This window comes from Chryseobacterium sp. BIGb0232 (assembly GCF_024810195.1).
GTDB lineage: Bacteria > Bacteroidota > Bacteroidia > Flavobacteriales > Weeksellaceae > Chryseobacterium > Chryseobacterium pennae.
Genome location: NZ_JANUEH010000001.1, coordinates 797,900 through 823,798, shown reverse-complemented (window position 1 = coordinate 823,798; position 25,899 = coordinate 797,900). Strand labels below are relative to the sequence as shown.

Sequence of the window (25,899 nt, the reverse complement as noted above, 5' to 3'; positions counted from 1 at the left end):
TTAATTTTTAACTAAGATATTATAATCAGTCAAAAATTAAATTGCCGTAGGACAAGAAACAAAATAAGAGATTAGGATTCCTCTACTTTTTCAGCTTTATATTTTTCTATCACCTTTCTTTGCTCCTTGGCAACATCATAGATCAGTTCCAGAATATCATGAATATTTTTAAGTTCCGTTAAATGGGATATTTTATCGGGATCCCTTCGGTCAATAATATCATTTTCCTCAATTTCGGTCTTTCTCTTCAAAAGCATATCTTCAATGGATGAATCTTCAGGTTCCAGGCGGCTTTCCATTCTAAGAGCTTCAGTGATATCATCTCCATTTAATAACGTTGAGGTTTGCTGCATTTCAGCCTCTATTTTTCGGCTCCAGCTTTCTGCATCTATTTCGGGATATTGCTCATTGCTTTTAGAGTATTGAGATAAAGAAGCAGTATAAGCGGTGACAAGATGTGAGGTCGCTACAAACTGGTGAACCACTTCCAACTTTTTCTGCTGATTTTTAGGGTCCGAAATCATTCTCTGGAAATTATCAGAAAGATTGGCTAATGAAATGATGGCATTTTTTCGCTTTACTTTATAGTCTTCAATATCGAAGTTCCCTTGCAAAAATTTAGACATTACACTCTGAAAATAGATCAGATTGTCTGCAGCAGACTTTTTCATCAGATCCAGGTTTTGTGTATGTTCCCAAACAGGTAACACAATATAGGAAACCGCAAATGCTATAATTCCGGCAATAGCTGTATCTACAACTCTGTCTTTAAAAATGATATTTACTTTTCCGGGATTTAAAAAATTAAAACTCAGAAAAACATAGATCGTCATGAAAAGGACTGCCCAAAAATACTTTCCCTTCAAGAAACTGAAGCACATAATCATGCTGATCAGCAGGATGGCAAACAAAATACTATTGATGTGTATGAAATGCAGGATGATATAGGCAATTGTGGCACCCGTAACAGTTCCGTAGAGACGGAGGAGGTTCCTTTGTTTGGTGATGGAGTAAGCTGGCTTTAGAATAGCTGTAATGGTAATTAATATCCAATACGTATGCCCCAAGCCAAGAAAATCAAACATAGAGAAAAGATATCCCACCAGCAAGGCTGTTGTAATTCTTATTGCATGGCGGAATTGGGAAGATGATAATGAAATATTATTCCTTAAAACCTTAAAGTTCAGTTTGGGCTCATTAGGCATAAATTTCTTTAAGTCTAATCCCGTGGATAAACTTTTTGCCAGTTTTACATCCTGTGAAAATACTTTGTAAATCTCATTGATCTCCTTGGTGATTTCATTGATGCGCATCAGGATCTGTCGCAGAACCATGAAGTTTTCCAGACTGTCAGGTGATAGCTGCCTATTTCTAAGTTCGAAGTAATTATAGTTGAGATTCTTTAATTCTAATTCAAGATTCAACATAGGCTTTGCCCTTGTTCCGCTTTGGAGGGCAATTCCGATATTGGTGATCTCTTCAGCAAGCAGATTAAGATAATCATGGATATTAACCAGGATCATGCTGTCTTCAAAGCTCTGCTGTAGCTTCTGATAATCGCTTTCAGAAGTCATCAGCTTTTCATGAAGGTCCATAGAATTCAGGAACATCAGCATCAATAAGCGGCTGGTCGTCGTAGATTCATTGACGATGGTTCTTGTTTTAAAAACAGTTTCTCTGGTATCTTCCTGTAGGTTTTTTATTTCAATCTGTTTGGCAATAACCTGGGTAGTAAGCTTATCAAAATCCGGATTCTTCTGATAATAATTGGCTTTGATCTTTAAAAAATCAGCCAATTGAAGATAATTTTCTCCAATCATCTGGCTAGCCAATTTATAAGGACGGATAGTTGTTACCACAAGGAATATCAGTAAAAACCAAATACATCCACAGGCAAAAATGAGGAGACTTTTAAAGATATCCGCTCCTGTAAGATGCCCGTCAATAAAGATGGCAAGTACCACGAGTGATAATGAACCCACTGCTGCCAGTCGCTGGCCATAGACCCCGATGAGGGAGAAGAACATCCCGAAGACGATAATCTCCAATAATACCAATATCTTAAAATTCATCACCAGACTAGCAATGAGTGCCACAAAGACAAAACAGCAAATGGCAAATGCCAGCGCATTTCTTCTTCTTATAAAAGGGCCGGGTTGATCGGTAAGGGCAACAAAGCTGGTCCCGAGTGGGAAAAGAAAGTATTCTTTTAAAATTCCAAAGTGAGCGAGAACCAAACAAGGGAGAACAGTAGCTAATGTAATTCTGATTGCAGAATACAGATACTGACTGGTCACAAATTTTTTTAGTTCCGCCGAATAGTTCATACTACAAAAATAGCTATTGAATTTAAAAAAATAGCCATAAAAGGAAGACTTTTGTGAACTTAAATGTTATATTTTTTTAATAAAGCCGGAGAAAGTGTGGGGAGTGGGGATAGGTGTATTGTTAATGGTCAGTTTTTGTTTTACCAAGTGAATAGGTAGGTATAGAAATTGACTGGTGCGGTGGGATTAATTAAATAAAAAAGCCTCATGCAAATGGATGAGGCTTTTGTATAACTGCTGAAATGTGTTAACGTTCGTTGTTGGATGTTTCTTCACCAATGTTCCAGGTAAGACCGAAACGGAGTGTGTTATCCAATGCCGTGTTTATTTTAGACATATTGATCAGATAAGAAAGATCAAGCCCGAAAGAACGGTACTTTAATCCGATACCTGCTGTAGCAAACTGTCTTGCTCCCTGCTCTTCACTTTCATGGAAGTAACCTCCTCTTACAGAAAAAGCATTGTCATAAGAATATTCTAAAGCACCACTGTACATGATACTGTTTTTATTTTTAAATGATTTTCCGATACCGGCAATTGGACCTACATTCGGAATTTCGTATCTAGGCTCTCTGTAAGCATTTAATCCAACGTATTCAGATCCGGGTACCAAAAGTTTTGAACCTTCCACGGAGATTCCGATTCTGTTCATATCATCCATATACATATCATATCCAACCCCTAATCTTGCCATAGTTGGAAGATAAGATCTTGATTCTTCATTTCCGGTATAGTCAAGTTTCGGACCAAGGTTCTGGATGGCTAAACCTGCATTTAATTTACCGTCATATCCTCCAAAACTTGAGAATCTTTCGGAAGTATAGTATGCTGAAATATCTACAGCAAAAGAGTTTGCTGCTTTAAGGGTATTATCTGTATTGAATCCTCCGGCTAAGTCTGAACGGATAAATCTACCTGTAACAGCCATGGAGTAGGAGTCAGAAAGTTTAAGACCATAGGCAACATCAATGGAGAATTCATTAGGTTTTGATACCCCATTGGAAGTAACATCATTACCTACCAGCTGAGTAAGGTCTACTTCCCCCATGTTGAAGTAATAGATACTCGCGGAAATAGTAGATCTTTCATCCTGTCCAAGAAATTTATGGAAAGATCCATATAATAAGAATACATCATTGGTAAGTTTTCCCATATAGGGTGTATAGGTAAGACCTATGGAAGAACTTGTTCTGCTGAAAGGATATTTAGCTGCATTCCAAAATTGTGAAAATGCATCAGGAGAGGTTGCTACCCCTTGATCTCCCATACCTCCCGATCTTGCATCTGGCGCAATTCTCAGGAAAGGAGCTCCGGTAAGTACAGGGTTTATTTGTGAATAACCCAGAAAACCAGCACTTAACCCAAGTCCTAAAAGCAGTTTAGTAGTTAAATTCATATATTGTCTTTTATATATTATCAGTTTTTTATTAATTTTATTGTCTATGTTTTATATAATTATTTCAAAAGTACCATTTTTTCTACAGCTGTGGCACTTCCTTTGCACTTTTCTTGGTTTTGACTTTTTGCAAATATCTTAAAAATATATGTACCTTTTGCAACAGTTGCCCCAAAATCATCTCTTCCATCCCATTCTATAGCCTGACGGGGAGTTCTGAATCCCTGTAGGAACGGTTCTGCAACCACTGCCTGAGATAAGGTTCTTACTAATCTTCCGGTTATGGTATAAATCTGCACATTTACATTCAGTATATCATCGCAATTATGTTCAAACTGAACATATGTCTTATTGGTGAATGGATTCGGCCAGTTCAACGGACGGTTGATTATCAGATGCTGGTCAGCTTCATCCTTAACCTCAAAATTTAACGTAGCAGTTGTCGAATTATTGTTTATATCCCAAACTTTAAATGTTAATTGATGTTGTCCGACCGGAAGATTCCTGAAAGGATAGCTTACATTTCCTTTTTGATACTCAGCAAGACTCGGGTTTAAACATCCGTTCCCTTCCCCGGGAGAATAAAAATCATTCAGAATAACAGTATTGATCACCTGACCGTCTAAATATACAGTAATGTCATGACCTATCCCTGATCCTGCAGAATTAATTCCTGTATCATCTGTAAGACATGCCAGAAGCATTGGGTTCTGGTTAGTAATTCCACCATCAGCAAAGTTGGTATTGTTCATATACAGCTTTACTTTTGGCGGCTGGTTATCATTAATTCCGTTGGGATTGATGTCTCCAATCTGTACAGCCTGATTATTGAATACATCGGTTGCTTTATTGTCTGCATAGCCCATTATTCTTCCTTCTCCAACAGCATAATTGATGTCTTTCGGAACATAAAATTCTGCAGTGAACACACCGTTTACTGCAATTCCTGATGCTTTTACAATAGCACTTCCTTCTTCTGTATAATTAAGTATAGGGTGAGACCAGTTATTATTGTTCAGCGTTTTCTTATTCAGTCTTTTATCAAAAATATTAATAGAAACCCTTCCGTTGAAAGTATTGTTCAAAGTTCCGTTAGGATTATTGATGTGTCCTTTTATTTTAACAAAATCAAGTCCACGGATCAATCCCGGGACAGGTGTTTCAATATTGTCAATGGTAAGTAATCTTTGAGGTCTGCTAAGTTTCATCGCCGGATCACCCAGTAAATTTACTCTTAAATGGTTCTCATTAACTCCTTTTTCCTTTTTTGCATTTAAATGGGCATACCCTAACGTATTGAAGTCATCATTGGCCAATTTGAAAATATTTCTGGTAAAAATATCGGTGAAAGTACGTCCATAACCAATATCTATGGCACGGCTCGAAGTGACCATTGTAGCAGGACCTCCCTGCTTAAGCTTCATGAACTGCTCTCCTGCAGAATTGGTAGAAGGTTCGTCCCACAATGTAAACTCACAGGTTATGGTAGATACCAACGGGAATCTGCTGTATACACTGGTGAAGTTATTGGAATTTTGCACCTCTGTAGTGGTTAATATCCTTTCCTGGGCCCAACCGTTGACTCCTCCATGTCCAAAATAGAATAAATATAAGCTGTTTCCTATACTGTTGGAGATGGCCTGGTTTACCTGTGGATATCTTGGTCCTGCTGCAGTACTTTGCATGGTAAAAGCATCCAGGTACAGTTTTCTTACATTATATTCTTTCAGAGCCGGTACACCCGGCTGTTCAAATATATCGACCAGTGCTTTATTCATAACATCATGGAAAGGGCTGCCACCTTCTTCATTATCATCTACCACAAAATCCAGTTTCATTCTCCAGTCTCCAAAAGGACTTGATTGTCCCGGAAGGGCATTGTAATATGCCAGAGTTTTATCAATCATATTAGCTGCCTCCGTATTATTGGTAGCAGGAATTCTTCCTACAGGCAGGTTCGGCAGATTGTATCCTATATTAGTGGCAGTTTGCGGCTGAGTCATTACAATATAGTCATCCGTAACGTAGGACTGTACATAATCTGAGGAATGCTCGCTTTGATACGCTGAAACAATATTGTTATTACCGGATATTCTGTTCTTGTAGTCATAAGAAGCATCTCCCAAAATGAATACATACTGAAGTCTGCCTTGCGGGGTATTTAATTTGGTAACGAAATCCCTTACTGCGGTAATATCCTTACTTCCGTTTCCAAATTCTTCATAGACCTTATTTACATCTACAATTTCTACTTTGTAATTGTTTTTTGTCTGATGATAGTTGGCCAGTCTTTGTGCCTGTCCCATCAGTTCAGGTACAGTAAGGATCAAATAATCTATATTAGAGATCGCAGAGAGGTTCTGATTGGCAATTCTTCCTACAAACTGAGGCGTAAAAGCAGCATCAGCACGGAACGCTACAAATTCATTATTGAAATCTGTACTGGAAGCTTTATATGCAAAATTGAAAAACCCTGTTCCTGTCTTATTGACTCTTCTGTTGGCATTGGTGATATCAGTAACATCCCATACCTGTTCTATAGAAGACGCATTAGAAATACTGAAACCATAATCCGTATTACTTCCGCTTATTATAGAATAATCCCTGAAGTTCATCTGAGAACCGTTGAATGCAAGATTCTCTTTATACTGTACCTCCAGGTAATCAAAGTAGAATGTTCCGTTAGGGTTTTTAGAAATATCCGGATTGTATTTCAATGTGATCTGATTTCCGCTTTGGTTGGTAATAAAACCATTATATCTCATCGGATAATAATTGTACTGATAGGTTGGGTCATCAGTAGGAACGGAATTATGGTACAGGTTCAGATCATTGATTTTAATATCAATGGAATTCAGCTGTGATCTGTATCCTATTACCTGTGATCTGTATTTTATGATATCATTAGGCTGTATAGGCGAATTGGTGGTCAGAGTAATAACCTTTTCAGTACTGAAAGGAGTATCTTCTACCCATATTCTACCTACTTTCAATAAATTTTTCTGATCATTATTGATCACCTGGTAGCTATCGTAACGGGTAATCATCTGAGCAGGTAAATCCCCATCTATAGTTGCGACTCTTTTCCCTGCACCTTTATCAAAGTTGATATAATAATAGGCAGAGTCATCATATATATTTTTGAGATTGTTACTTGTATCGGATCTTGTTTCTCTTCTCTTAAAGCCTTTTCCATTATTGGTATCATAAAGATTGTAACCGTTCGGACCCTGTGCATAGAATAAAGCATAATCATTATCATTCCATATTCCGTCATCTTCACCCGCTACCTGAATAGCGTTTTCCTGTAAAGAATTATATCGCGGGTCCTGATTGAATTCAGGCAGCATGACTCCTCCGTTTCCGTAAACTCTGAGATTTTTTGGATTTACAGAAGCAGGATTAATTCCGTTATCTCTTAAAAACTGTGCCGTGATTTTGAAGATTCCGGATTTATCCACCTTTATTTTGTAAAAGTTTCCGCTGGCAAGAGGATTGACTGTAGTTCCTATTTTACTGGTTCCTCCAAAAGTATTGATAGGAGTAGATGCTTCTGAAACATTAAACGAAGACAATCTCTGAACCTGCCCATTTATATTTTTAAACAAGCCTACACTGATACCTGCATATCTTTCTCCATCTAATGTATAATAGGTTACTTCAGCAATGTCATGATCAGGAAGTACTCCTTTTTTGAGTTCATATAAATCCTGGTTGGAAACTCCATCCCAGACAAGATCCGAAATTTTCAGCTCCTTTTCTCCGATTTTTTGCTTGGTTACTATAAAAACATTATTTTGGCTGAAAGAAAAACCTTCATTTTTAAAGTTGGGAAGATTTAATTTTGTCTCACCAAAATCCTGAATTTTAGAACCATTCCATTCTATGGTGTTTCTTTGGGCGTAAAGTGTTGATGCAAAAGCGATTAAAGATAAAAGCGTGATTTTTCGTTTCATGTTTATTATTGAAATTGCTAAATTACAAAATAAATGAAAATTTTAGAATTAAATTGCAATACAATAAAATTAATTTGTTATCGTTGTTCAAAAAAATCAAATCTTTATTTGATTTATTGAATAATTTATTTTTTCTTTGTACTCTTGAAAATATTTATATCGACTATGAAAAAACTAAAGTTGTTTTCATTAATAGCATTAAGTTCTACACTTGCATTAACCAGCTGTGGCGGATCAGGAACCAGCAAAGGTGGCGGTACCAAAAAATTTGTCAGTAAAACGGGTTGGAAGCCAAACGAAAAACAGGGTTGGTTTTTTGCAGGAAAGCAACAGAAGCAGAAGGGTTGGCCGGGAATGGTATATGTAGAAGGAGGAACTTTTACAATGGGATTAGTGAAAGATGATGTTATGCACGATTGGAATAACACGCCGCGCAGAATGCAGGTAAGTTCATTCTTTATCGGAGAAACAGAAATTACTAACTACGAATACCGCGAATACCTTACATGGTTGAAGTATGTATTCCCACCAAGTGACCCTAGCTTTAAGGAGATCTATAACGGTGCTTTACCGGATACCTTATTATGGGACAACAAATTATCTAGAAACGATTATAATGAAACCTATCTACGTTCTCCGGAATTCGATTATTATCCGGTAGTAGGAGTTTCTTGGACACAGGCAAACAGATACTGTGAATGGCTGACAGACAGAGCAAACGAAAAAGCTTTGATGCAGGCAGGTATTATTGCTAAGGATATGTATATCAACGAATCCAATAACCAGGGAGGAACAGCATTTAACATGGATAAATTCAAAGCGAATGATCCGGAAATGCAAGGATATATCAACGAAAAAAGAATGCAGCAAAAATCTGGTATGAAAACTACCAACCAAAGATTATTGTCGGCAAACAGAGCTCCTAATGGTGCAATGGTTCAAAAATTCAGACTTCCTACAGAAGTTGAATGGGAATATGCAGCTTTAGGAATGGCAAAAAACAGAGAATATAACCAATACCTTGGTAAAAAACCAGAAATCGAAAGATTAAGAGGTACCAAAGGAAGAGAAAGAGGTATGTTCCTTGAAAACTTTAAAATGGGTAAAGGAGATTACTCTGGTATCGCTGGATGGAAAAACGATGGGTCTGCACAGACTTCAGACGTAAGACAATATCCGTCTAACGACCTTGGGATCTATGGAATGTATGGTAACGTTGCAGAATGGACTGCCGATGTTTACAGACCGATCATTGATGAAGATTACAACGATTTCAATTACTACAGAGGAAATATGCCTCAGGCTATCGTAAAAAATGGAGACGGAACTTACAAAATGGTTGATGAAGGTACCATTAAGTATGATACTTTAGCGGATGGTAGATTAGTCTACAAAGGTCTTCCGGGACAATTCGAAAGAGAAACGATTGCTGACTACAGAAACTATAGAGATGGTGACAGACAATCTTCTTTAGAGTATTACAGAGCTTCAGATTCTGCTTCAGGATTTAATATGTACAATGCTCCTAAAAAAAGCTTTGTTGTAGATGCTAGCGGTAGAGTTAAGATGCAGAAAGATACCAAAGACAGAACGTCCGGAATTTCTAACGATGTTAGAGTTGTAAAAGGAGGTTCTTGGCAAGATACTGCGTACTGGCTGGACCCGGGACAAAGAAGATATAAAAATCAGGGCAGGGCTTATGGTTGGATTGGTTTCCGTGTTGCACAGGATGCCAGAACTAATGATAAGAACAGAACTAGAAGATAATATTTATCAAAAAATACTTTTAAAAAACCTTCCGGATTTTCGGAAGGTTTTTTATTTTTGAACCATGAAATCGCTTGACTGAAAAATTCTGAAATACTAATGCAGATTTAGCGATTTCTATTTGAAAATATATATAGTTCCACATGAATATAGAACAGTTTTATCCTTTGCTTTTACAAGCCGGTAAAGTAACGATTGATAGCCGAAAAATAGACAGAAATGACATTTTTTTCGCATTTTCCGGTGATAATTTTAATGCAGCAATCCTGGCGGAAAAAGCCATTGATAACGGAGCCTTGGCTGCCATTGTTGAACAGTCTGAGTTTGAAAATAAGGATAGAAATATCTTCTATGTTCCGTCTACACTCGAATTTCTGCAGCAATTGGCCATCTACCACAGAAGTAAACTGAATATTCCCTTTATAGGCCTTACAGGCAGTAATGGGAAAACAACCACTAAAGAGCTGATCCATGCCGTGTTGTCTGAAAAGTTTAATGTTCAGTATACGTATGGAAACCTCAATAATCATATCGGAGTTCCACTGACGATTCTTTCCATTAAGCCGGAGCATGAAATGGCTGTGATTGAAATGGGGGCTAATCATCAGAAGGAAATAGAATTCCTTTGTACCATTTCACAGCCGGATTTCGGATATATTACCAATTTTGGAAAAGCACACCTGGAAGGTTTCGGCGGTTTTGAAGGCGTCATTAAAGGGAAGTCTGAGCTTTATGATTATCTTAAAGAAAATCATCAGACAATTATCATTAACGAAAATGACCCTGTTCAGGTTGAAAAAACAGAAAACTATTTACCTAAGATCACTTTTGGAAAAGCAGAATCAGATTACGATTTTAAACCGTGTACAGAAGATCATTTTGTAGGACTGATTTATCAGGGAGAAAAAACTGTATCTAAACTGACCGGAGAGTATAACTTTACCAACCTTTGCGCTGCAGCAAGTCTTGGCCTTCATTTTGGAATCAGCTTTGAAAAAATAAAGCATGCAGTAGAACAGTATACCCCAACCAATATGCGTTCGCAGGTGGTGAAAAAAGAGAACAGAACATTAGTGTTGGATACTTACAATGCCAACCCAAGTTCAATGACTGCATCATTAAATAACTTTATCACGTTTGAGGGCCGTAAGACCATTATCATCGGTGATATGCTGGAATTGGGTACAGAGAGTGAAAAAGAGCATCAGAATATCTTGGAATTGGCCAGAACTCTTGGTTTTGATACCATCATTACAGTAGGGAAACACTTTAAAGGAGTGAATTCATCAGACCTGGCTTTTGAAAATACCGCTGAACTGACGGCATATTTACAGCAAAATAAAATTCAGTCAGAAAATATACTGTTGAAAGGATCAAGAGGAATAGCACTGGAAAAGGTAATTGATTTTATTTAGCCTTTAAAGCCCAGAATTCCTTTACAATAAGTTTAATATTTTTGAATGTGCTTGGGAAAACTTCATCTTCAATCTGAGGAGTGTTTTTCCAGGCAACTTCAGTAATTCCTTCTTCGATCTGTGGCTTTGAAGTATCTTCACCATTGAAGTTCATTTCAAACCAATGGGTACATTTCAGGATTTTCTCACCGTTTCTTTCAATATAGATGTGATAAGTAGTATTGATAAACTGTACAAGTTCCACATCCTTTAAACCGGTTTCTTCTTCAATTTCCCTTACTGCAGATTCTTCCCTGGATTCTCCCTTTTCCATCTTTCCTTTTGGAAGATCCCATTTGCCTAGCCTTCTGATGAAAAGCATTTCACCTTCAGGCTTGATCACCAGTCCTCCGGCCGCTTCTATAATTCTGAACAGTTTTTGGAACTCCTGCCAGATCTCATCAATATTCTCACCATAAACATTAAGTTCGTTTACAGAAGTGTTTTCTAAAAGATCCAATGCGATCTCTAAAGTAGTGAAACTTTCATACCCAAGTTTTTTTTCAAGTTCTTCGGGATGCTTAGATATCAATAATTTTTTTTCGTTCACAAAAACTTTATACATCTCAGATAGTTATAGTTAGTATTGATCCTTAGGGAGTAATGGTTTTAATATACGATAAAACAGATGGTTTTTACCGTGCTTTATACCACAATTTATACGCAAATATATCAAAATATAGCAACAAAATATACCTGTTTAAGTGCTTTATTTTTCTTAATGAGAACAATTGTTTGGTTTTTTATTATAATATTCTTTCTTGAATTGTATTATTTTGAAGAAGCTTTTTTAATAGATTTAAAATTTGAACAATTATGGAAAAATCACTCAGGCAAAGGTATTTTTCCTGGTGACAGTTCAAAATATGAAAATCAATTCGCAATTATGATGAGTATAGCATTTCAATAGGGTAAATGAGTAGTTTTTAGCTACAATATGCTCCTTTCGTAACTAATTTCTTTTAGGGAGATACTTCGGTCTTTAAAAGTATGCTTTGGATAACGTCTTTGTCTATTTTTTTTATAATTTTGTTGTTATCATAAATGTAAAGAAGCTTATCTTTATAAGAATTTAAATACAGAATAAAAAAATGAATTTAGAAGGACGAAAAATTATTGTCAATAAATCATCTAAGGAGTTAAGTGAATTACTGAAAACTCCTGAAAATTACAAAGATTTCATGCCGGATGGTCTTCAGAAATTTGAAACAAGAGATAATGGTTTTAAATTCGGATTACAAGGAATGCCGGAAATCGCATTAAAGATAGATGAGGTAACTGATCAGAAAGCTATATTGAAATCTGCAAGTTCAAGCCTGGATTTCTCTTTAACAGCTACTTTAAATCCTATCAATGAAAACCAGACAGAAGTTCAGATGTTGTTTGAAGGGAAGTTCAATCCGTTCATCAAAATGATGGTAGAAAAGCCATTACAGAACTTTATCAATACATTGACAGATAAGATAGAAGCTTATAAATAATAAACAAAACCTTCATTTCTGAAGGTTTTTTTATGACTAGAGGTTCTTTTCTCTTTTGTTGATTTATTTTGATACAGTTGTTTCTTTATTTCTGAAATTAGCTTGTAATGAATCATTTGTTGGGCAGACAACCCACAGAATTGTTTGCAGATTTTATTAAGAAATCCAGAGCTGGTACTAAGTATTTTTGAATAAGCTTCAACACTTCGGCCGTTCACAAATTTCTTTTCCAATAAAGATCTGAACCGATAAAAACCTGATTGTATAGGTATCTCTCTGCACATTGTAAATACTTACATACTATCTGTTGAGAACCACAAGTAATTGTTATAGATGTGATCTGATCAAATGATTGCTGTCATTTTGAAGCTGTTTAAACGATTATTCCAGAGCAGTGATCAGCAATACTTCCTGTAGCAGAAGAAAGAACATTAATTTCATTGTTCATTTTTAAAACTCCCATAAAGGCAAAGATCAGAGCTTCCTTATATTCGATGATTTCCTTTTCAGGGATAATGATCTCAGCTTCTGTTTTAGCTTTTATTTTCTCGATTAAAAATGTGTTATATGCACCTCCTCCGCTTACCAATATATTTTGAATATTATATTTATTGATGACCGCAGAGATTTGTTGTGCAATATGTTCTGTAAATGTAGCCAGGGCATCCAGGGGAGGTATGCCGTTGAGCTTTGGAAATATATGTTGGTTGCACCATTCTATGCCCAGCGATTTAGGATGAGGACGCTGATAGAAATCTAAAGAATTAAGTTGGTTCAGTAAAGCCTCATCAATCTCTCCTTTTTTTGCCAGATCACCATTTTCGTCAAAGTTTTCATTCAGTTGTTGAGCCAAATGATTCAGGACGATATTGACCGGGGATATATCAAAAGCAATTCTTTTCTCCTCTGATTTTAGAGAAATATTTGAAAAACCACCCAAATTAAGACAGGCATCATATTGTGAAAAAAGAAGTTCATCACCTATAGGAACCAAAGGCGCTCCGTTTCCTTGCATCAGGACATCCTGGCTCCTGAAATCATAGACTACCGGCACACTGGTTTCCATTTTAACGGCTCTGCCGTCTCCAATCTGAAGTGTAAATTTTCTCTGAGGCTGATGAAAAACTGTATGGCCATGAGACGCAATCAGATCAATGTTTTCAAGCTGATGTTTTTCAATAAATGTCTTTGCTTTTTGGCCTAAATAAAAACCATAGTCAGAATGCAGTTCCAAAAGGTCTGCTGCCGGAAGATGGATAGAATTTCTGAGTTTTTTTTCCCAATCGGCAGGATAGGGAAGGGTTTCTGCTTCCAGGATCTGGAAATGCCATTTGTCCTTCTTTTCAAATTCAGCAAGACAGATATCCAATCCGTCTAAACTAGTTCCGGACATAAGTCCAATGGCAAGAGTTTTCATGGGGAAGACGCTATTTTTTATTTTCGGAAAGTCTTTTTGAGCTAAAGTCTCCGGAATTGTTATAAAAAGTATATTCAGAAAAGTCGTCCTTGGCAGTCATCCCATTAGCACCCACAAGGGTTGAGCCATCTTCCATAGTTACATACACAGTATCTTTGGTATAGATGCGTTTTTTTCTCTGATCCCAATAAACGCTCTGCATGGCAAATTTTTGACCTTCATTGGTGGTGATTCTTACATTGCCTTTAGCTTCGTAAAATTGTTTATAATCAAAAAACTTGGCATATTTGGCTTTGATGGTTCCCGGGAGCTTTGGTTTTTTCTTATCGAAAAATTCAATATCAATTCCTTTTCTGGCCACAGTATAAGGACTGTCGATCAGCTCATATTTTTCAATGATAGCAGCTTTGGCTTTCAGAATTACAAACCCTGAATCACGCTGTATGATATTGGCATTATTAATGATCTGTGAGGGAAAGTTCTTGCTGTTGTTACCATTTTTTTTGGTAAGATCCTCCTCACAGGATGTCAATATAAAAAATATAGCACAACTAAAAAGGCATGCTATATTTTTATATACTATTTTTTTTGAAAAATTCATTCTAGTTATAAAGAGACTTTCTGAACCATTTATCAGCAAAATTAAAGCCGATTTTCAGGTTGATAAAGTTCTGGTTGATAAGGTTGTTCTTAAGAGTACCTCTTTTCCCCAGTTCTACTCCAATTTCAAGACCACTCATTCTTGTGATACTGCTGTTTTTGAATGGAAGCATTACACCGGCAGAAATACCGAACTTGTTAATACTGTTACCTTCCAGTTTTAGGTTTCCTCTTTCATAGAAAGCTCCATATCTGTAGACTACTCTTGAGAAGTAATTTCTGAAGTTATTGTAATTGGGTAGATACCATCCTCCGGCAGAAATTCTGTAAGTATCCTGCAGGCTGTAAGAGGTTCCGAAATAAGAAATATCTTCTCCTTTTTTATAATCAATCTGCCCGGAAAGGAACCAATGGTTATCGCTTCCATATCCAACCCCTACGGATGCCTGTAATGGAATAAGGTTTTTAGATTTGGCTTCCTTATGATCAATAAAAATTTCATCTCCTTTAGTACCTGCTGCATCAATGTATCTGTAAGTACTGTTGTTATATTCAGTTACCATGTTGCTGGTATTCCCGAATGTAGCCGTTGCTCCGATGGTTAATTTTTTATCGGTACGGGTATTTAGCTTCTGGTAGCTGGTACCTAAAGTAAAGTTGAAATTCCTGATTCTGTTTTTCGTTTCATACCCATTGATATATTCCGAATTGTTGGCGCTAAGCTCAGTAAGATCATAAAGGTCTCCGAAATATAAATTGGCTCTTGCTCCCACAGAGAATTCCTGGTTGACTTTATAAGATACGGCCACTGCGGCAGTGCTTACACTTCCACTCCCTTTAAATTGGTTTCGGTAAGTAATACTATTGGTAATGTCCCCTTCTGTTTTGGTTACTACCTCGTCATTCAGAATATCATAGCTTTTTGAGCTGTATGGCTGATAGGAAAGTCCCATTTTAACTTTTGAGGAAATAGGGAATGCCAATGATATATTAGAAAGATACGTAGAATGCTTTGTAGATTTCATATCGTTAAAATTCGATTTGAAATAGTTATTTTCGTTGGTAGCTTCCAGTCTGATACTTGTAAGTTCGAAATTCGCGTTGTTTGCAGGGTTTGCAAAGTTGAAACTACTCGTAAAATCACTTATAAAAGCGGTTGAGATACCTCCCATGGAAGCAGTTTCGATCGTATTATCATATTTTACATCTCCAATTCCGTATTTTGCATAGGGCGAGTTACTTAGACTCTGTGCATTTAGAAAATATCCAACTGATATGAATGATACTACAAAGATTTTTTTCATTCTTTATTTTTAAAACAATGCGCAAATATCTTAAATATTAATGAATTGTAAAAATTATATGTGGTTAAAGTTTGTTAAGGGCTGGTATCATGGGGAATTTTTAATCTTTACAGATTATTAATATCAATTGTGAAAGGCAAGTTTGCTTCATTTGTCAACTTGTATGTTGTTGATTAATAATTCACTATTGAAACTGACATGAATGATGAATAAAGAATCAGTTTTGCATGTAAATTTCTTTTCCCATATATTCATTATTGTCTTCGGGAAACAAAAATTGACCATTCACAGTACTTAAAAAAATAGATAATAATGAATCTGCTTCACTCATAAATTTCTTTACCCCAAATTTATTCCCGATTTCTTATCTTTGAAACATGAATTGGGAGAATATCGCCGGACAGGAAAATCTGAAAAAACTTCTTAGAGAAAGCATTACCGAAAATAGAGTAAGCCATGCCCAGCTTTTCGTAGGAAAGGAAGGATATGGAACTTTACCTATGGTATTGGCTTATGCAAAGGAGATTTTAAGTCAGGAGAACGAGCATGCAGCTTCAAAAGTAGAACATCTTAATCACCTTGATCTGCACTTCAGTTTTCCTGTTTTTACAGATAATAAAAACTCTTTAAGTAAAAATAAATTTGAAGAATTCAGGGAAATGATTCTGGCTTCTCCGTATGCAAGCTATGATGACTGGACTGCTTTTTTGGAATCAGAAAATAAACAGCTTTTCATTTCCGCAGATGAAATTGATGACCAAAATCAGAAATTTGCTTTAAAAAGCTTTGAAGGGGGAACTAAAATCCTGATTGTCTGGAGAGCTGATAAAATGAACATAGCAGCATCCAACAAGTTTCTGAAGTTTCTTGAAGAACCGCCGGCAAAAACCATAATTCTTCTTACTGCAGAGAGTACGAATGATATTCTTCCTACCATACTTTCCCGTACTCAGGTCGTAGAAGTTCCAAGAATTCATGATGAAGATCTTGGAATCTATTTAAAAAAGAAATTCTCTGTTTCTGAAGAAAAATCAAGAGAAATTATTCATGAAGCGCAGGGAAACCTTAATGATGCTATAAAACTTCTTAATTCAGGCGACAAAAGTAATGAATTTGAAAAGCTCTTTGTACAATGGGTTCGTGATGCCTTTATGGTGAAGAAAAAACCGGAGTACCTCAGAAGTATTATTATCTGGGCAAGGGAAATAGCAGGCTGGAACAGGGAAAAGCAGAAGAATTTTTTAAATTACTGTTCTGAAATTTTCAGATTGGCGCTTCTTCAGAATTATCAGTCGGAGAATCTGGTCTATAAAAAGATTGATGCTAATGGATTTAACTGGGCAGGTTTTTCAAAATTTATCAGTGGTGCCAATATTGAAAACATTCTGGAGGAGATCAATACTGCAGATCTGCATCTTACAAGGAACGGAAATCCTAAAATTGTTTGGACCGATCTTGGGATAAAATTATCGAGATATATTCATAAAAGTACATAAAATAAAACTCCGGAAATTTTCCGGAGTTTGTTTTTTAAGCAGTAGTGCAATTTAAGCTGCTTTCTTTTCTTTTGACCCCTTTTTTGAAGCGTTATCAGCTGTTTTTGCTTTTGCATCACAACCTTTATGGTGAGCATCCGAACATGCTTTTTTATCCTTTACAGAACATTCTTTTTTATCTTTTCCGGCACAGCAGCCTCCTTCTTTAGGTTTTTCCTGAGCATAGCTGAATGCAAATAAACCGATAGCAAGAATTGAGATTATTTTTTTCATGATTTTAAAATTTTTTAAGTGGCTAAATGTAATACTTTTTTGTTTACTCTATAAATTTTTTAATGAAGCTTGGAATTCCTGAAGTTCTTTCTCCATGAAATCCGGATCGTTGAGCTGCTTTCGCATTGATTTAATATTACCAATGGTACTTTCAAGAGCTGTTCTGAACCAGGGGAATTCCTGGCTTAAAGAAGTAAGCTTTGCCAGAGCTCTCAAAGACTGATCTGTTTGAGCTAATTGTACCGCATGTTCATATCTGAAGACAGGGCAATAATAATATTCTTCTGCGACATAGTCCCATGTCTCATTATCTGCCTCAGTGTTTATAAGATACAGCATTGCGAAAATAGAAGAGTCTGTATAGCCTTCTGAGAATTTGAAACATTCGAAGACAGATTCCGTATCACTCTGTTGTATTTTTTTATCCAGCACTTCATGAAACAACGCATGAGAACTTTCTTTTTCAGAGTGGTTTCCTATGATATGAAGTACTGTGGCATATTCTACTTTTACAGCATCATCTTCCGGATAGTTTTGATAAGCTGTTTCAATATATTCTTTTGCTGCATGATTATTCAGTAATACACGATGAAGTTTTGAAAGCGAAACAAGCTCTTCGCCTGTCAACTGTCTTTTATCTGACATACTTTCTTCAAAATACTGAAGTGCCTTTTTTGAATAACGATCTTTTACAAACCTTTCAATCACTTGCCACTGCTCAAGTTTTTCAAATTGAGACTGATCCCAGAATTGGTAAAATAATGATATACGGTCCCATTTTGACTGAATACCTGCCCATTCCTTGAAAAGAGTTCCATAGGCTTGATGGGGAGAAATGCTATTACCTCTGTCATCATCGAGAGGAAAACTGACATCAAGATTTGGATTACAATGATATCTTCTGAAAGCTTCTATGATTTCAAGATCGAAACGATTTCCTTCTTCATTTAGCGGAAAAGCGGTTTCTCCTAATTCTACTGGTGTTTCTTCAATAGATTTGGTATTCGTCTCTTCGGTAAATGGAATAGTTATTTCTTCTAATGGAACAGATATCTCTTCGGTGAGTGGAGTGGTGATCACCTCATGCGTAAAGTCATTCTTAAAAGTTCCTTCATCTGTCTGTTGTTTTTTCTCTCTCTTAAATATCTTAAAAAGGAAATCGAATAAGCCCATAGAGTTTGTTTTTTGTAAATATAAATTAAATCTATATTAAAAAATCAATCAATCGTTTGATTTATTTCAAAACTTGTGTAAATTTGCACCCTGAAAAATGAACACTAACATGGTTTCAAAAGAAGAAAATATATTATTCGCAGCAGAAAAGCTCTTTGCAGAGAAGGGTTTTGAAGGAACTTCAACCCGGGAAATTGCAAAAGCGGCTAATGTAAATATCTCTATGATTTCGTATTATTTTGGTTCTAAGGAAAAGCTTTATGAGAAACTGGTGGAGTATAGAATGAAGGAAGGACAGTTTTTTTCAAATGAAATCCTGGAACGGACTGATATCAATGAGTGGGAGAAAATTGTAAAAATAATAGATCAGTTCTCTAACAGAATCAAAAATCACAAATGTTTTTACAGGATTATGCAGAGAGAACAGTTACACGCCGAAAACCCTCAGATTTTAGAATTTTTAAAGGAAACAAAAATAGGATTCATTTCCATGTATTCTCAATTGTTGGAGCGGGGTTTGAAAAAAGGAATTTTCACAAAGAATCCTCCTATTTACCTTCTTCATTCCACGGTAAGTGGAACCTTATTCTATGCCCTTAATGCCAAGCCAATGTATAAGGAATTCCTGAATAATACAGAAGAAGAGAGTGTTTTTGACGAAAAATACTATACAGAACTTAACAAACATATAAAACATTTACTAAAAGACCTTTTAGGTTATGAAGAGAATAAATAACTCAGTGATTGCATTATCACTATTCGTAGGAATAGCAAATGCAAATGCTCAGGAGAAAAAGACCCTTTCTCTTGACGAAGCTGTGCAGCTGGGAATCCAGAACAGCAAGAATCTCAAGATCGACGCAGCCAAGATCGAGGAGGCTACCGCTGATCTTTTGGAAGCTAAAAACAGACAGCTTCCGGAACTGAAGATTTCAGGAAGTTATATGTACCTTCCGATGAAACCGACAGTAGATATGAAACTTGGAGGAGCTTCAGGTGGAGCGGGTGGTCCGGAGATTCATCAGGTATTGTATGGTTCTGCTAATCTTAGTGTTCCTATTTACAGTGGCGGAAGAATCAAATATGGGATTCAGTCAGCAAAATATCTGGTAGAAGCATCAAAGTTAAGCACTGAAAATAATAAGACTGCTATTGCTTATAATGTTGCCCAGGCTTATAATAACCTGTTTAAAGCCAATCAGTCAATCAAAGTTTTTGAAGAAAATCTTGCCGCTTCCCAGAAGAGAGACGAAACTTTCCTTAAAATGGAAAACAACGGATTGATTGCCAGAAACGACAGGTTAAAAGCCAATCTTCAGACTTCTAATGTTGAGCTTCAGTTACTTGAAGCTAAAAACAACTACAATATTGCAAACATCAATATGGATTTGCTATTAGGACTTCCTGATAATACAGAACTTGAAGTGGATCAGAATTATATTGAAGAAGGCTTGGAGGTAAAAGCTGTTGACTTTTATGTAAACGAAGCCAGAGAAAACCGTAAGGACCTTCAGGCTTTAGTTCAACAAAGAAAAGCAGCAGAATTGGGAACAAAAGCTGCTAAGGCAGAAAACCTACCTTCATTGGCATTCACTGGCGGTTATGTAGCAGCAGATATTCCTAAGTTTCTTACCGTATATAATGCATTAAATGTAGGAATCGGAATTTCTTACAACTTATCCAATATCTGGAAAGAAAACTCATCATTAAGACAGTCACAGGCAAGAGAAAAGCAATTGGCAGCTACCGACGAATTACTGAATGATAACATTAAGCTTGATGTGAACAGGGAGTATCAGAATACAGACTTTTCTAAAAAGAGAATTTCTGTTTTTGAAAAATCAGCTGAGCAGGCTAATGAAAACTACAGAATTACAAAAAACAAATATGACAACGGTCTTGCAACCATGACAGAATTACTGGATGCAGATGCTGCTCAGATTGCAGCTAACGTTGGCGTAATCAATGCAAAGGCAGACGCCGCTTTAGCTTACAGAAAACTATTGCAAACAACAGGAACTTTAACAATTAAATAATCAGATCGAAACCAAAATGGAAAATAAAAATACACAGGACGTTGAACCTAAAAAGAAAAAAAGTTTAGTTTTTCCTATTATTTTAGCAGCTGTCGTAATCGGAGGAGGAATCTACGGTTACAGAGCATACAGCTACGGACAGTATCATGAAGAAACTGATGATGCTCAGATTACTTCCAATATGGCACCGGTAATTTCCAAAATCTCAGGATATGTAGCTGAGGTAAAAGTAAAAGATAACCAGTTCGTAAAGAAAGGGGACACGCTTGTGATTTTAGATAACAGAGATCAGAAAATGGCTCTTGAACAGTCACAGGCTGCATTAACAACAGCAAAAAGTAATATTTTTACAGCAGAAGCTACTACTACTGCTACTTCTAAGAATATCAACAGCTCTGAAGCCGCTGTAGCAACAGCCAATGCACAGATTGAAGCTGCAAAAGTAAACGTTTGGAAGACATCTCAGGATTTAAAAAGATATGCAAATCTTGTAAAAGACCATTCTATTACAGAACAGCAGTATGAGCAGGCTCTGGCTGCAAAACAGTCTGCAGATAAACAGCTTCAGGTATTGGTAGTGCAAAGAAATCAGATTGCTCAGCAGACTACTATCGCTTCTTCTCAAACGGCGGCAAGCTCTCAACAGATCAGTGTAGCGAGTTCAGTGGCAAAACAAAGAGAAGTGGATGTAGAAAATGCTAAACTAAACTTATCATATACTGTAATTTTAGCTCCTGAAGACGGATATGTTGGAAAAGTATCTACACAGGCAGGACAGTATCTTCAGGCAGGTGCCCAGCTATTTGCTTTGGTTAAAAATGACCAGAAATGGGTAGTGGCGAATTTTAAAGAAACGCAGGTAGACAAGATGGTAGAAGGTCAGAAAGTAAAAATTGAGATTGATGCTTTCCCTGATAAGGAATTTGATGGAGTAGTAAGCTCATTCTCTCCGGCTACTGGTGCTACATTCTCTATTCTTCCTCCGGATAACGCGAGTGGAAACTTCGTAAAAGTAGTTCAGAGACTTCCTGTAAAAATCGATTTTACAAATCTTGATAAGAATATTGCAAAAAGATTAAGAACGGGAATGAATGTGAAGGCTGAGGTTTCATTGAAATAATATCTAAAATTGTTAAAAGTCAATTAAGTGAGAGATCAATAGTAAATCATTTTAAAATTTACTATTCACTTACGTAGCAAAATTGACCATTGACTTTTTAACATCGAAAAAAACTTATGCAAGATTCATTAGTAGAATATGGAGCCCGAAGAGTGATTATTACCATCACAGCTATTCTTTGTGCTCTGCTTGAAATTGTGGACTCCACGATTGTGAATGTTGCCCTTAATGAAATGAAGGGTAACCTGGGAGCTACACTTTCAGAAGTGGGCTGGGTGATTACGGCCTATGCCATCGGAAATGTAATTATCGTACCGATGACCAGCTGGCTTTCTCAGCAGTTTGGGCGTAGAAATTACTTTGCAGCTTCCATTATCATATTTACCATATTTTCATTCCTCTGCGGAAATGCAACGAATATCTGGGAACTGGTATTTTTCAGACTGATGCAGGGAATTGGTGGAGGAGCCTTATTGGTAACCTCGCAGACGATCATTACGGAATCTTATCCGATTGAAAAGAGAAGTATGGCACAGGCCATTTATGGTCTTGGAGTAATTATTGGTCCTACACTGGGCCCGCCTCTTGGAGGGTATATTGTTGATAATTTCAGCTGGCCCTATATTTTCTATATTAATATCCCGATTGGAATTGCGGCAACTTTGATGACGCTGCAGTTTGTGAGAAGCCCGAAATATGCTGAAAAACGTAAAATTTCGGATGTTGACTGGATAGGTATTGCTTTACTGGCAGTAACAGTAGGTTCGTTACAATTCATTCTGGAAAGAGGACATGAAGAAGACTGGTTTGCCAGTGGAATGATTGTAGCGTTTACCATAGCGGCAGTTTTAGGATTTATATTATTCCTTTGGCGGGAACTTACCTTTAAGTATCCGATTGTGGAGCTTAGAGTGCTTAAAAACAGTAATTTAAGAATTGGAACAATGATGTCATTTGTACTCGGATTTGGGCTTTATGGCTCCACATTCATTGTTCCGCTGTATACTCAGAGTATTTTGGGCTGGACGGCACTTCAGTCAGGAGCATTGATGATTCCGGCTGCACTGACAACGGCCTTTATGATGCCTATCATTGGTAGATTATTGGCAAAAGGAGCCAAACAACAGATCCTGGTTTCATTAGGGCTATTTATCTTCTTTGTCTATAGTTTCTGGGGATACAAAATTCTAACTCCGGATACGAGTAAAGATGCCTTCTTCTGGATGCTGATTGTGAGGGGAGCAGGTTTGGGATTATTGTTTATTCCAATTACATCTCTTTCATTAAGTACTCTGAAGGGGCAGGAAATTGGTCAGGGTGCTGCTTTTACCGGTATGATGAGACAATTGGGTGGATCCTTTGGTATTGCAGCCATCACTACTTTCATTGCTAATGCAGGCCAGACCTACAGAAATAACCTGATTTCCCATTTAGATGTCAACAGTTTTGATGTTCAGCAAAGACTGGCAGCCTTGAAGGCCAGTTTCATTGCAAAAGGAATGACTCCTGATGCTGCAATGAATGCTGCTTATAAAATGCTTGACCTCTCTGTTACCAAACAGGCAACAGTATTATCTTATATGGATGTATTTCTTTACCTCGGCGTAATATTTTTAATATGTATTCCGTTTATCTTATTTATAAAAGAAAGAAAAAGTAAAGAAAAGATAGATTTGAGTGAAGCCATGCACTAAATTTTAATTAAAACCTTCGGAATTTCCGGAGGTTTTTTTGTTTAAAATGACAGTGGATTAAGGTTGCTCACATTGATTATTCAGACTTCAATAACTTCCATCTTCCAGCCCCCTGCTTTCTTTCCAAATTTATTTATAAAAATAATATCACTTATTGGAGAATTTGTATATTTTTTTTAGCTTTACAATACCAAATGAAAAAATATGAACAGAGTCCCTCATCCCTATAAAACCTTTTCAAAAGGTCCAGATTGGAGCAAAATAGTACAGTCTTATTTGTGATCCAATACTTAATACATAGTTTTCCATTACTTTCAGGCATCTTTTGTTACTAAAGTAAAGGCTGAAATTCCTATTTCTGAAATTCAACAAAGAAATAGAGCATACATGTTTTATGTATTCATTAATTATTTTAAATCAATACTGTATTTCATGATTTAAAAATAATTTTATCTACTGATGACCAGAACTTTATAAAATTTAAGTATGAATTCAATACAACTGCCGGAAACTTTTATGGCATTATCAGATTTCAGAAAAAACGATGTGTATCTTCCTGAAATGGATCAGGATCAGATCATTTCAGATTTCTTTCCCGCAACATTTACAGAACTTACCCAGCGCCTTTCGGATATTACAGGAGCATTTTATGGTGGATTATTGAAACAGGCAGGTAAGCTTTACGGTGAAGAGGCAGTTAATGAACTTTCTACCGCCTTTATGTATGATCTCGGATCAAAAATGGCTTTGAGAAATCTGGAAACAAAACCAGGTTTGCAGCCAGGCATTGTGGCAATAGCAAAAATATTGATAGGAGCAGTTTTTACATCCAGTCCCGAATATAATTTTGATTTCAAAGAATTAAATGACCACAGAGTTGAACTACTGATTAAAGGAGTAGACCGCTACCACAAAATCACACAAAGTCTCCAGATCGCAGGACTGCTGAAGTGGCCGGTTATAGAACCTTTTATACAGGGAGCATGCGATACTATGGGACTGGATGTTTTATTTGAGATGAAAGTACTGAAACTGAATCCTGACAGCTCATGTGCCTACAAGGTAATTGTGACGGAGAAATAGATTTTGTTAAGATCAAAGATCTTGTCGTTAAACAACAAATCCCCATACACGGATCTCAACATCAATAGGAGCGGGCTAAAGCCCGCTCTCATTATAAATCCTTATTCATTTGGCTTTAGCCAAAACCTAAGAATATTTGAATATATTCATTCAGCTATACCTTCATAGATTTTCAATAGGAAAGGATATTGTATCTATATTCCTATTTGGCGAAAATTAAACGGAATCAGTACAGGAGAAAACGATACATCATTCCATTCGTGAAGCCTAAATTTAATTTACATTTTCTATCCACTCAATCCCACTGATGTCAATCAGTTTTAAAGTATGAATTTCATCTTTCTGAAGAATATCATCAATCCCAATATTGACATCTGCCTTGGCACCTAATGGAATAATAAGACTATGTTTTCCCGGTTTTACTTTGGCTACATAATGGTTTTTAATACGGCCTTTAGAAAATTTTGAAAGCTCTTTATGATCGATTTCCTTTAAAATATTTCCGTTTTTATCCAGAATATGAATGCCAATGAGGAAAGATCCATATACATCGGCTCCTTCTGTTCTGAAAACCTCGAATGTTAACTCCGAATTATTATGGGAAATATTGGAAATTTCAAGTTTAGGTTTTACAGATTTATTATGCAGGGTTCCCCAAACACCGCCATGGAAATACTGATTGGTATAAAGGGTAAGCCCAAAGATCAATAGAGATCCGGCAAGTACAAATACCTTTGGCTGAGCAATAGGAAGAATTCCGGAACCCAGCCACTGAAACCATTTTGTTTGAGTGAAAGGTTTATTTTTCTTTATAAAATAATCATCCAGAGAATATGCACCACTTCCCGTAAGGAACAGGACAAAACCACCTGCTACACCAAGAACACCAATTTGCCATTCATCCACACAGGTTGTTCCCAGCCATCCCGAACCTAATAAAATTCCCAGTGCAAGGCTGAAAATTCCTATACTCATTAATCGGGTAAAGAGACCGAGAATGATAAATAATCCTACGATAGCTTCGATGATTGTAAAAGTCATCATAGATCTTTGTAAGGCATCCGGATGGGTAACCAGATATTCTATAATAGGTTTAATTCCCAGGGCATTGGGCAAAAAATGATTGAATTTTTCTCCGATATATCCCTTTTCATCGGGAATAAGCTTGTTTTCGAGGACAAGTCTGCGCCAGAAGGCTGAAAAATAGGTCCATCCGATAACCATTCGGAGTGATAAAGTATATAATCCGGCCAGGTCATAAGACTGGCTGTTTGTAGTATGTTTCATTGAAGTTAATATTGTATTGTAAAAAACTGATTTTG

Annotated in this window: 19 protein-coding genes; 9 read left to right on the top strand and 10 right to left on the bottom strand. The window is 36.6% G+C overall.

Annotation, left to right across the window (positions count from 1 at the left end):
* Nucleotides 1–71 precede the first annotated feature (71 nt).
* The 3 genes from M2372_RS03470 to porU all read right to left on the bottom strand — a co-directional run bounded on the left by M2372_RS03470 (nt 72) and on the right by porU (nt 7,679).
* Entirely contained in the window at nt 72–2,327 is a 2,256-nt protein-coding gene (locus M2372_RS03470; protein ID WP_123318330.1) for an FUSC family membrane protein, read from the bottom strand.
* 247 nt (nt 2,328–2,574) lie between these two features.
* Complete coding sequence (gene porV / locus M2372_RS03465) at nt 2,575–3,723, bottom strand: type IX secretion system outer membrane channel protein PorV (RefSeq protein WP_115971148.1); 1,149 nt, start codon at nt 3,721–3,723, stop codon at nt 2,575–2,577.
* A 59-nt stretch (nt 3,724–3,782) separates the two neighbouring features.
* Nucleotides 3,783–7,679 carry a type IX secretion system sortase PorU gene (gene porU / locus M2372_RS03460; RefSeq protein ID WP_123318331.1) on the bottom strand — a complete coding sequence of 1,299 codons (3,897 nt, stop codon included), beginning with the start codon at nt 7,677–7,679 and terminating at the stop codon, nt 3,783–3,785.
* 165 nt (nt 7,680–7,844) lie between these two features.
* Here porU and gldJ point away from each other — a divergent pair, with 165 nt between their 5' ends.
* Together gldJ and murF are read left to right on the top strand one after the other, a co-directional pair.
* Entirely contained in the window at nt 7,845–9,446 is a 1,602-nt protein-coding gene (gene gldJ, locus M2372_RS03455) for a gliding motility lipoprotein GldJ (RefSeq protein WP_115971150.1), read from the top strand.
* A 143-nt stretch (nt 9,447–9,589) separates the two neighbouring features.
* Complete coding sequence (murF, locus tag M2372_RS03450; RefSeq protein ID WP_123318332.1) at nt 9,590–10,861, top strand: UDP-N-acetylmuramoyl-tripeptide--D-alanyl-D-alanine ligase; 1,272 nt, start codon at nt 9,590–9,592, stop codon at nt 10,859–10,861.
* Here murF and M2372_RS03445 read toward each other — a convergent pair.
* Nucleotides 10,854–11,465, bottom strand: coding sequence for an NUDIX hydrolase (locus M2372_RS03445; RefSeq protein ID WP_123318333.1), 612 nt, complete (start codon nt 11,463–11,465; stop codon nt 10,854–10,856). The genes murF and M2372_RS03445 overlap by 8 nt on opposite strands.
* 526 nt (nt 11,466–11,991) lie before the next feature.
* On the opposite strand from M2372_RS03445, the gene M2372_RS03440 reads away from it, so the two are divergent.
* The gene (locus M2372_RS03440) at nt 11,992–12,381 is read left to right on the top strand and encodes an SRPBCC family protein (protein ID WP_115971153.1); all 390 of its coding nucleotides are present in this window, start codon (nt 11,992–11,994) and stop codon (nt 12,379–12,381) included.
* A 373-nt stretch (nt 12,382–12,754) separates the two neighbouring features.
* Here the strand turns inward: M2372_RS03440 and M2372_RS03435 are convergent, their stop codons facing one another.
* The 3 genes from M2372_RS03435 to M2372_RS03425 are packed head-to-tail and all read right to left on the bottom strand — an operon-like array spanning nt 12,755 to nt 15,702.
* Nucleotides 12,755–13,798 (bottom strand): anhydro-N-acetylmuramic acid kinase, encoded by a 1,044-nt coding sequence (locus M2372_RS03435; RefSeq protein WP_123318336.1) that lies wholly within the window; start codon nt 13,796–13,798, stop codon nt 12,755–12,757.
* Nucleotides 13,799–13,808: 10 nt separating this feature from the next.
* A complete protein-coding gene (gene lptC / locus M2372_RS03430; RefSeq protein ID WP_115971155.1) occupies nt 13,809–14,399 on the bottom strand; it encodes an LPS export ABC transporter periplasmic protein LptC in 591 nt (196 codons plus the stop codon).
* 1 nt (nt 14,400) lies between these two features.
* Nucleotides 14,401–15,702: a hypothetical protein gene (locus M2372_RS03425; RefSeq protein WP_123318337.1), complete on the bottom strand. Its 1,302-nt coding sequence runs from the start codon at nt 15,700–15,702 to the stop codon at nt 14,401–14,403.
* Nucleotides 15,703–16,079: 377 nt separating this feature from the next.
* Here M2372_RS03425 and M2372_RS03420 point away from each other — a divergent pair, with 377 nt between their 5' ends.
* On the top strand, nt 16,080–17,198 hold the full coding sequence (locus tag M2372_RS03420) for a DNA polymerase III subunit delta' (protein WP_115971157.1): 1,119 nt from the start codon (nt 16,080–16,082) through the stop codon (nt 17,196–17,198).
* Nucleotides 17,199–17,249: 51 nt separating this feature from the next.
* Here M2372_RS03420 and M2372_RS03415 read toward each other — a convergent pair whose 3' ends face one another.
* Complete coding sequence (locus tag M2372_RS03415; RefSeq protein ID WP_123318338.1) at nt 17,250–17,471, bottom strand: hypothetical protein; 222 nt, start codon at nt 17,469–17,471, stop codon at nt 17,250–17,252.
* Between the two features lie 48 nt (nt 17,472–17,519).
* Nucleotides 17,520–18,644, bottom strand: coding sequence for a hypothetical protein (locus M2372_RS03410; protein ID WP_123318339.1), 1,125 nt, complete (start codon nt 18,642–18,644; stop codon nt 17,520–17,522).
* Between the two features lie 97 nt (nt 18,645–18,741).
* On the opposite strand from M2372_RS03410, the gene M2372_RS03405 reads away from it, so the two are divergent.
* From M2372_RS03405 to M2372_RS03385, 5 genes are all read left to right on the top strand, one after another.
* Nucleotides 18,742–19,380: a TetR/AcrR family transcriptional regulator gene (locus M2372_RS03405; protein WP_165852219.1), complete on the top strand. Its 639-nt coding sequence runs from the start codon at nt 18,742–18,744 to the stop codon at nt 19,378–19,380.
* On the top strand, nt 19,364–20,680 hold the full coding sequence (locus tag M2372_RS03400) for a TolC family protein (protein WP_123318340.1): 1,317 nt from the start codon (nt 19,364–19,366) through the stop codon (nt 20,678–20,680). Before M2372_RS03405 ends, M2372_RS03400 begins: the two co-directional genes overlap by 17 nt.
* 16 nt (nt 20,681–20,696) lie before the next feature.
* On the top strand, nt 20,697–21,800 hold the full coding sequence (locus tag M2372_RS03395; RefSeq protein WP_123318341.1) for an HlyD family secretion protein: 1,104 nt from the start codon (nt 20,697–20,699) through the stop codon (nt 21,798–21,800).
* Nucleotides 21,801–21,916: 116 nt separating this feature from the next.
* Entirely contained in the window at nt 21,917–23,494 is a 1,578-nt protein-coding gene (locus tag M2372_RS03390) for a DHA2 family efflux MFS transporter permease subunit (protein ID WP_123318342.1), read from the top strand.
* 486 nt (nt 23,495–23,980) lie between these two features.
* On the top strand, nt 23,981–24,577 hold the full coding sequence (locus M2372_RS03385; protein ID WP_123318343.1) for a hypothetical protein: 597 nt from the start codon (nt 23,981–23,983) through the stop codon (nt 24,575–24,577).
* 273 nt (nt 24,578–24,850) lie between these two features.
* Here M2372_RS03385 and M2372_RS03380 read toward each other — a convergent pair whose 3' ends face one another.
* Nucleotides 24,851–25,864 carry a TQO small subunit DoxD gene (locus M2372_RS03380; RefSeq protein ID WP_123318344.1) on the bottom strand — a complete coding sequence of 338 codons (1,014 nt, stop codon included), beginning with the start codon at nt 25,862–25,864 and terminating at the stop codon, nt 24,851–24,853.
* Nucleotides 25,865–25,899: the final 35 nt, after the last annotated feature.

Excerpts from the sequence above, each read along its gene's own strand:
- M2372_RS03470 (WP_123318330.1), bottom strand. The coding sequence starts at position 2,327 with ATGAACTATTCGGCGGAACTAAAAAAATTTGTGACCAGTCAGTATCTG.
- porV (WP_115971148.1), bottom strand. The coding sequence starts at position 3,723 with ATGAATTTAACTACTAAACTGCTTTTAGGACTTGGGTTAAGTGCTGGT.
- porU (WP_123318331.1), bottom strand. The coding sequence starts at position 7,679 with ATGAAACGAAAAATCACGCTTTTATCTTTAATCGCTTTTGCATCAACA.
- gldJ (WP_115971150.1), top strand. The coding sequence starts at position 7,845 with ATGAAAAAACTAAAGTTGTTTTCATTAATAGCATTAAGTTCTACACTT.
- murF (WP_123318332.1), top strand. The coding sequence starts at position 9,590 with ATGAATATAGAACAGTTTTATCCTTTGCTTTTACAAGCCGGTAAAGTA.
- M2372_RS03445 (WP_123318333.1), bottom strand. The coding sequence starts at position 11,465 with ATGTATAAAGTTTTTGTGAACGAAAAAAAATTATTGATATCTAAGCAT.
- M2372_RS03440 (WP_115971153.1), top strand. The coding sequence starts at position 11,992 with ATGAATTTAGAAGGACGAAAAATTATTGTCAATAAATCATCTAAGGAG.
- M2372_RS03435 (WP_123318336.1), bottom strand. The coding sequence starts at position 13,798 with ATGAAAACTCTTGCCATTGGACTTATGTCCGGAACTAGTTTAGACGGA.
- lptC (WP_115971155.1), bottom strand. The coding sequence starts at position 14,399 with ATGAATTTTTCAAAAAAAATAGTATATAAAAATATAGCATGCCTTTTT.
- M2372_RS03425 (WP_123318337.1), bottom strand. The coding sequence starts at position 15,702 with ATGAAAAAAATCTTTGTAGTATCATTCATATCAGTTGGATATTTTCTA.
- M2372_RS03420 (WP_115971157.1), top strand. The coding sequence starts at position 16,080 with ATGAATTGGGAGAATATCGCCGGACAGGAAAATCTGAAAAAACTTCTT.
- M2372_RS03415 (WP_123318338.1), bottom strand. The coding sequence starts at position 17,471 with ATGAAAAAAATAATCTCAATTCTTGCTATCGGTTTATTTGCATTCAGC.
- M2372_RS03410 (WP_123318339.1), bottom strand. The coding sequence starts at position 18,644 with ATGGGCTTATTCGATTTCCTTTTTAAGATATTTAAGAGAGAGAAAAAA.
- M2372_RS03405 (WP_165852219.1), top strand. The coding sequence starts at position 18,742 with ATGAACACTAACATGGTTTCAAAAGAAGAAAATATATTATTCGCAGCA.
- M2372_RS03400 (WP_123318340.1), top strand. The coding sequence starts at position 19,364 with ATGAAGAGAATAAATAACTCAGTGATTGCATTATCACTATTCGTAGGA.
- M2372_RS03395 (WP_123318341.1), top strand. The coding sequence starts at position 20,697 with ATGGAAAATAAAAATACACAGGACGTTGAACCTAAAAAGAAAAAAAGT.
- M2372_RS03390 (WP_123318342.1), top strand. The coding sequence starts at position 21,917 with ATGCAAGATTCATTAGTAGAATATGGAGCCCGAAGAGTGATTATTACC.
- M2372_RS03385 (WP_123318343.1), top strand. The coding sequence starts at position 23,981 with ATGAATTCAATACAACTGCCGGAAACTTTTATGGCATTATCAGATTTC.
- M2372_RS03380 (WP_123318344.1), bottom strand. The coding sequence starts at position 25,864 with ATGAAACATACTACAAACAGCCAGTCTTATGACCTGGCCGGATTATAT.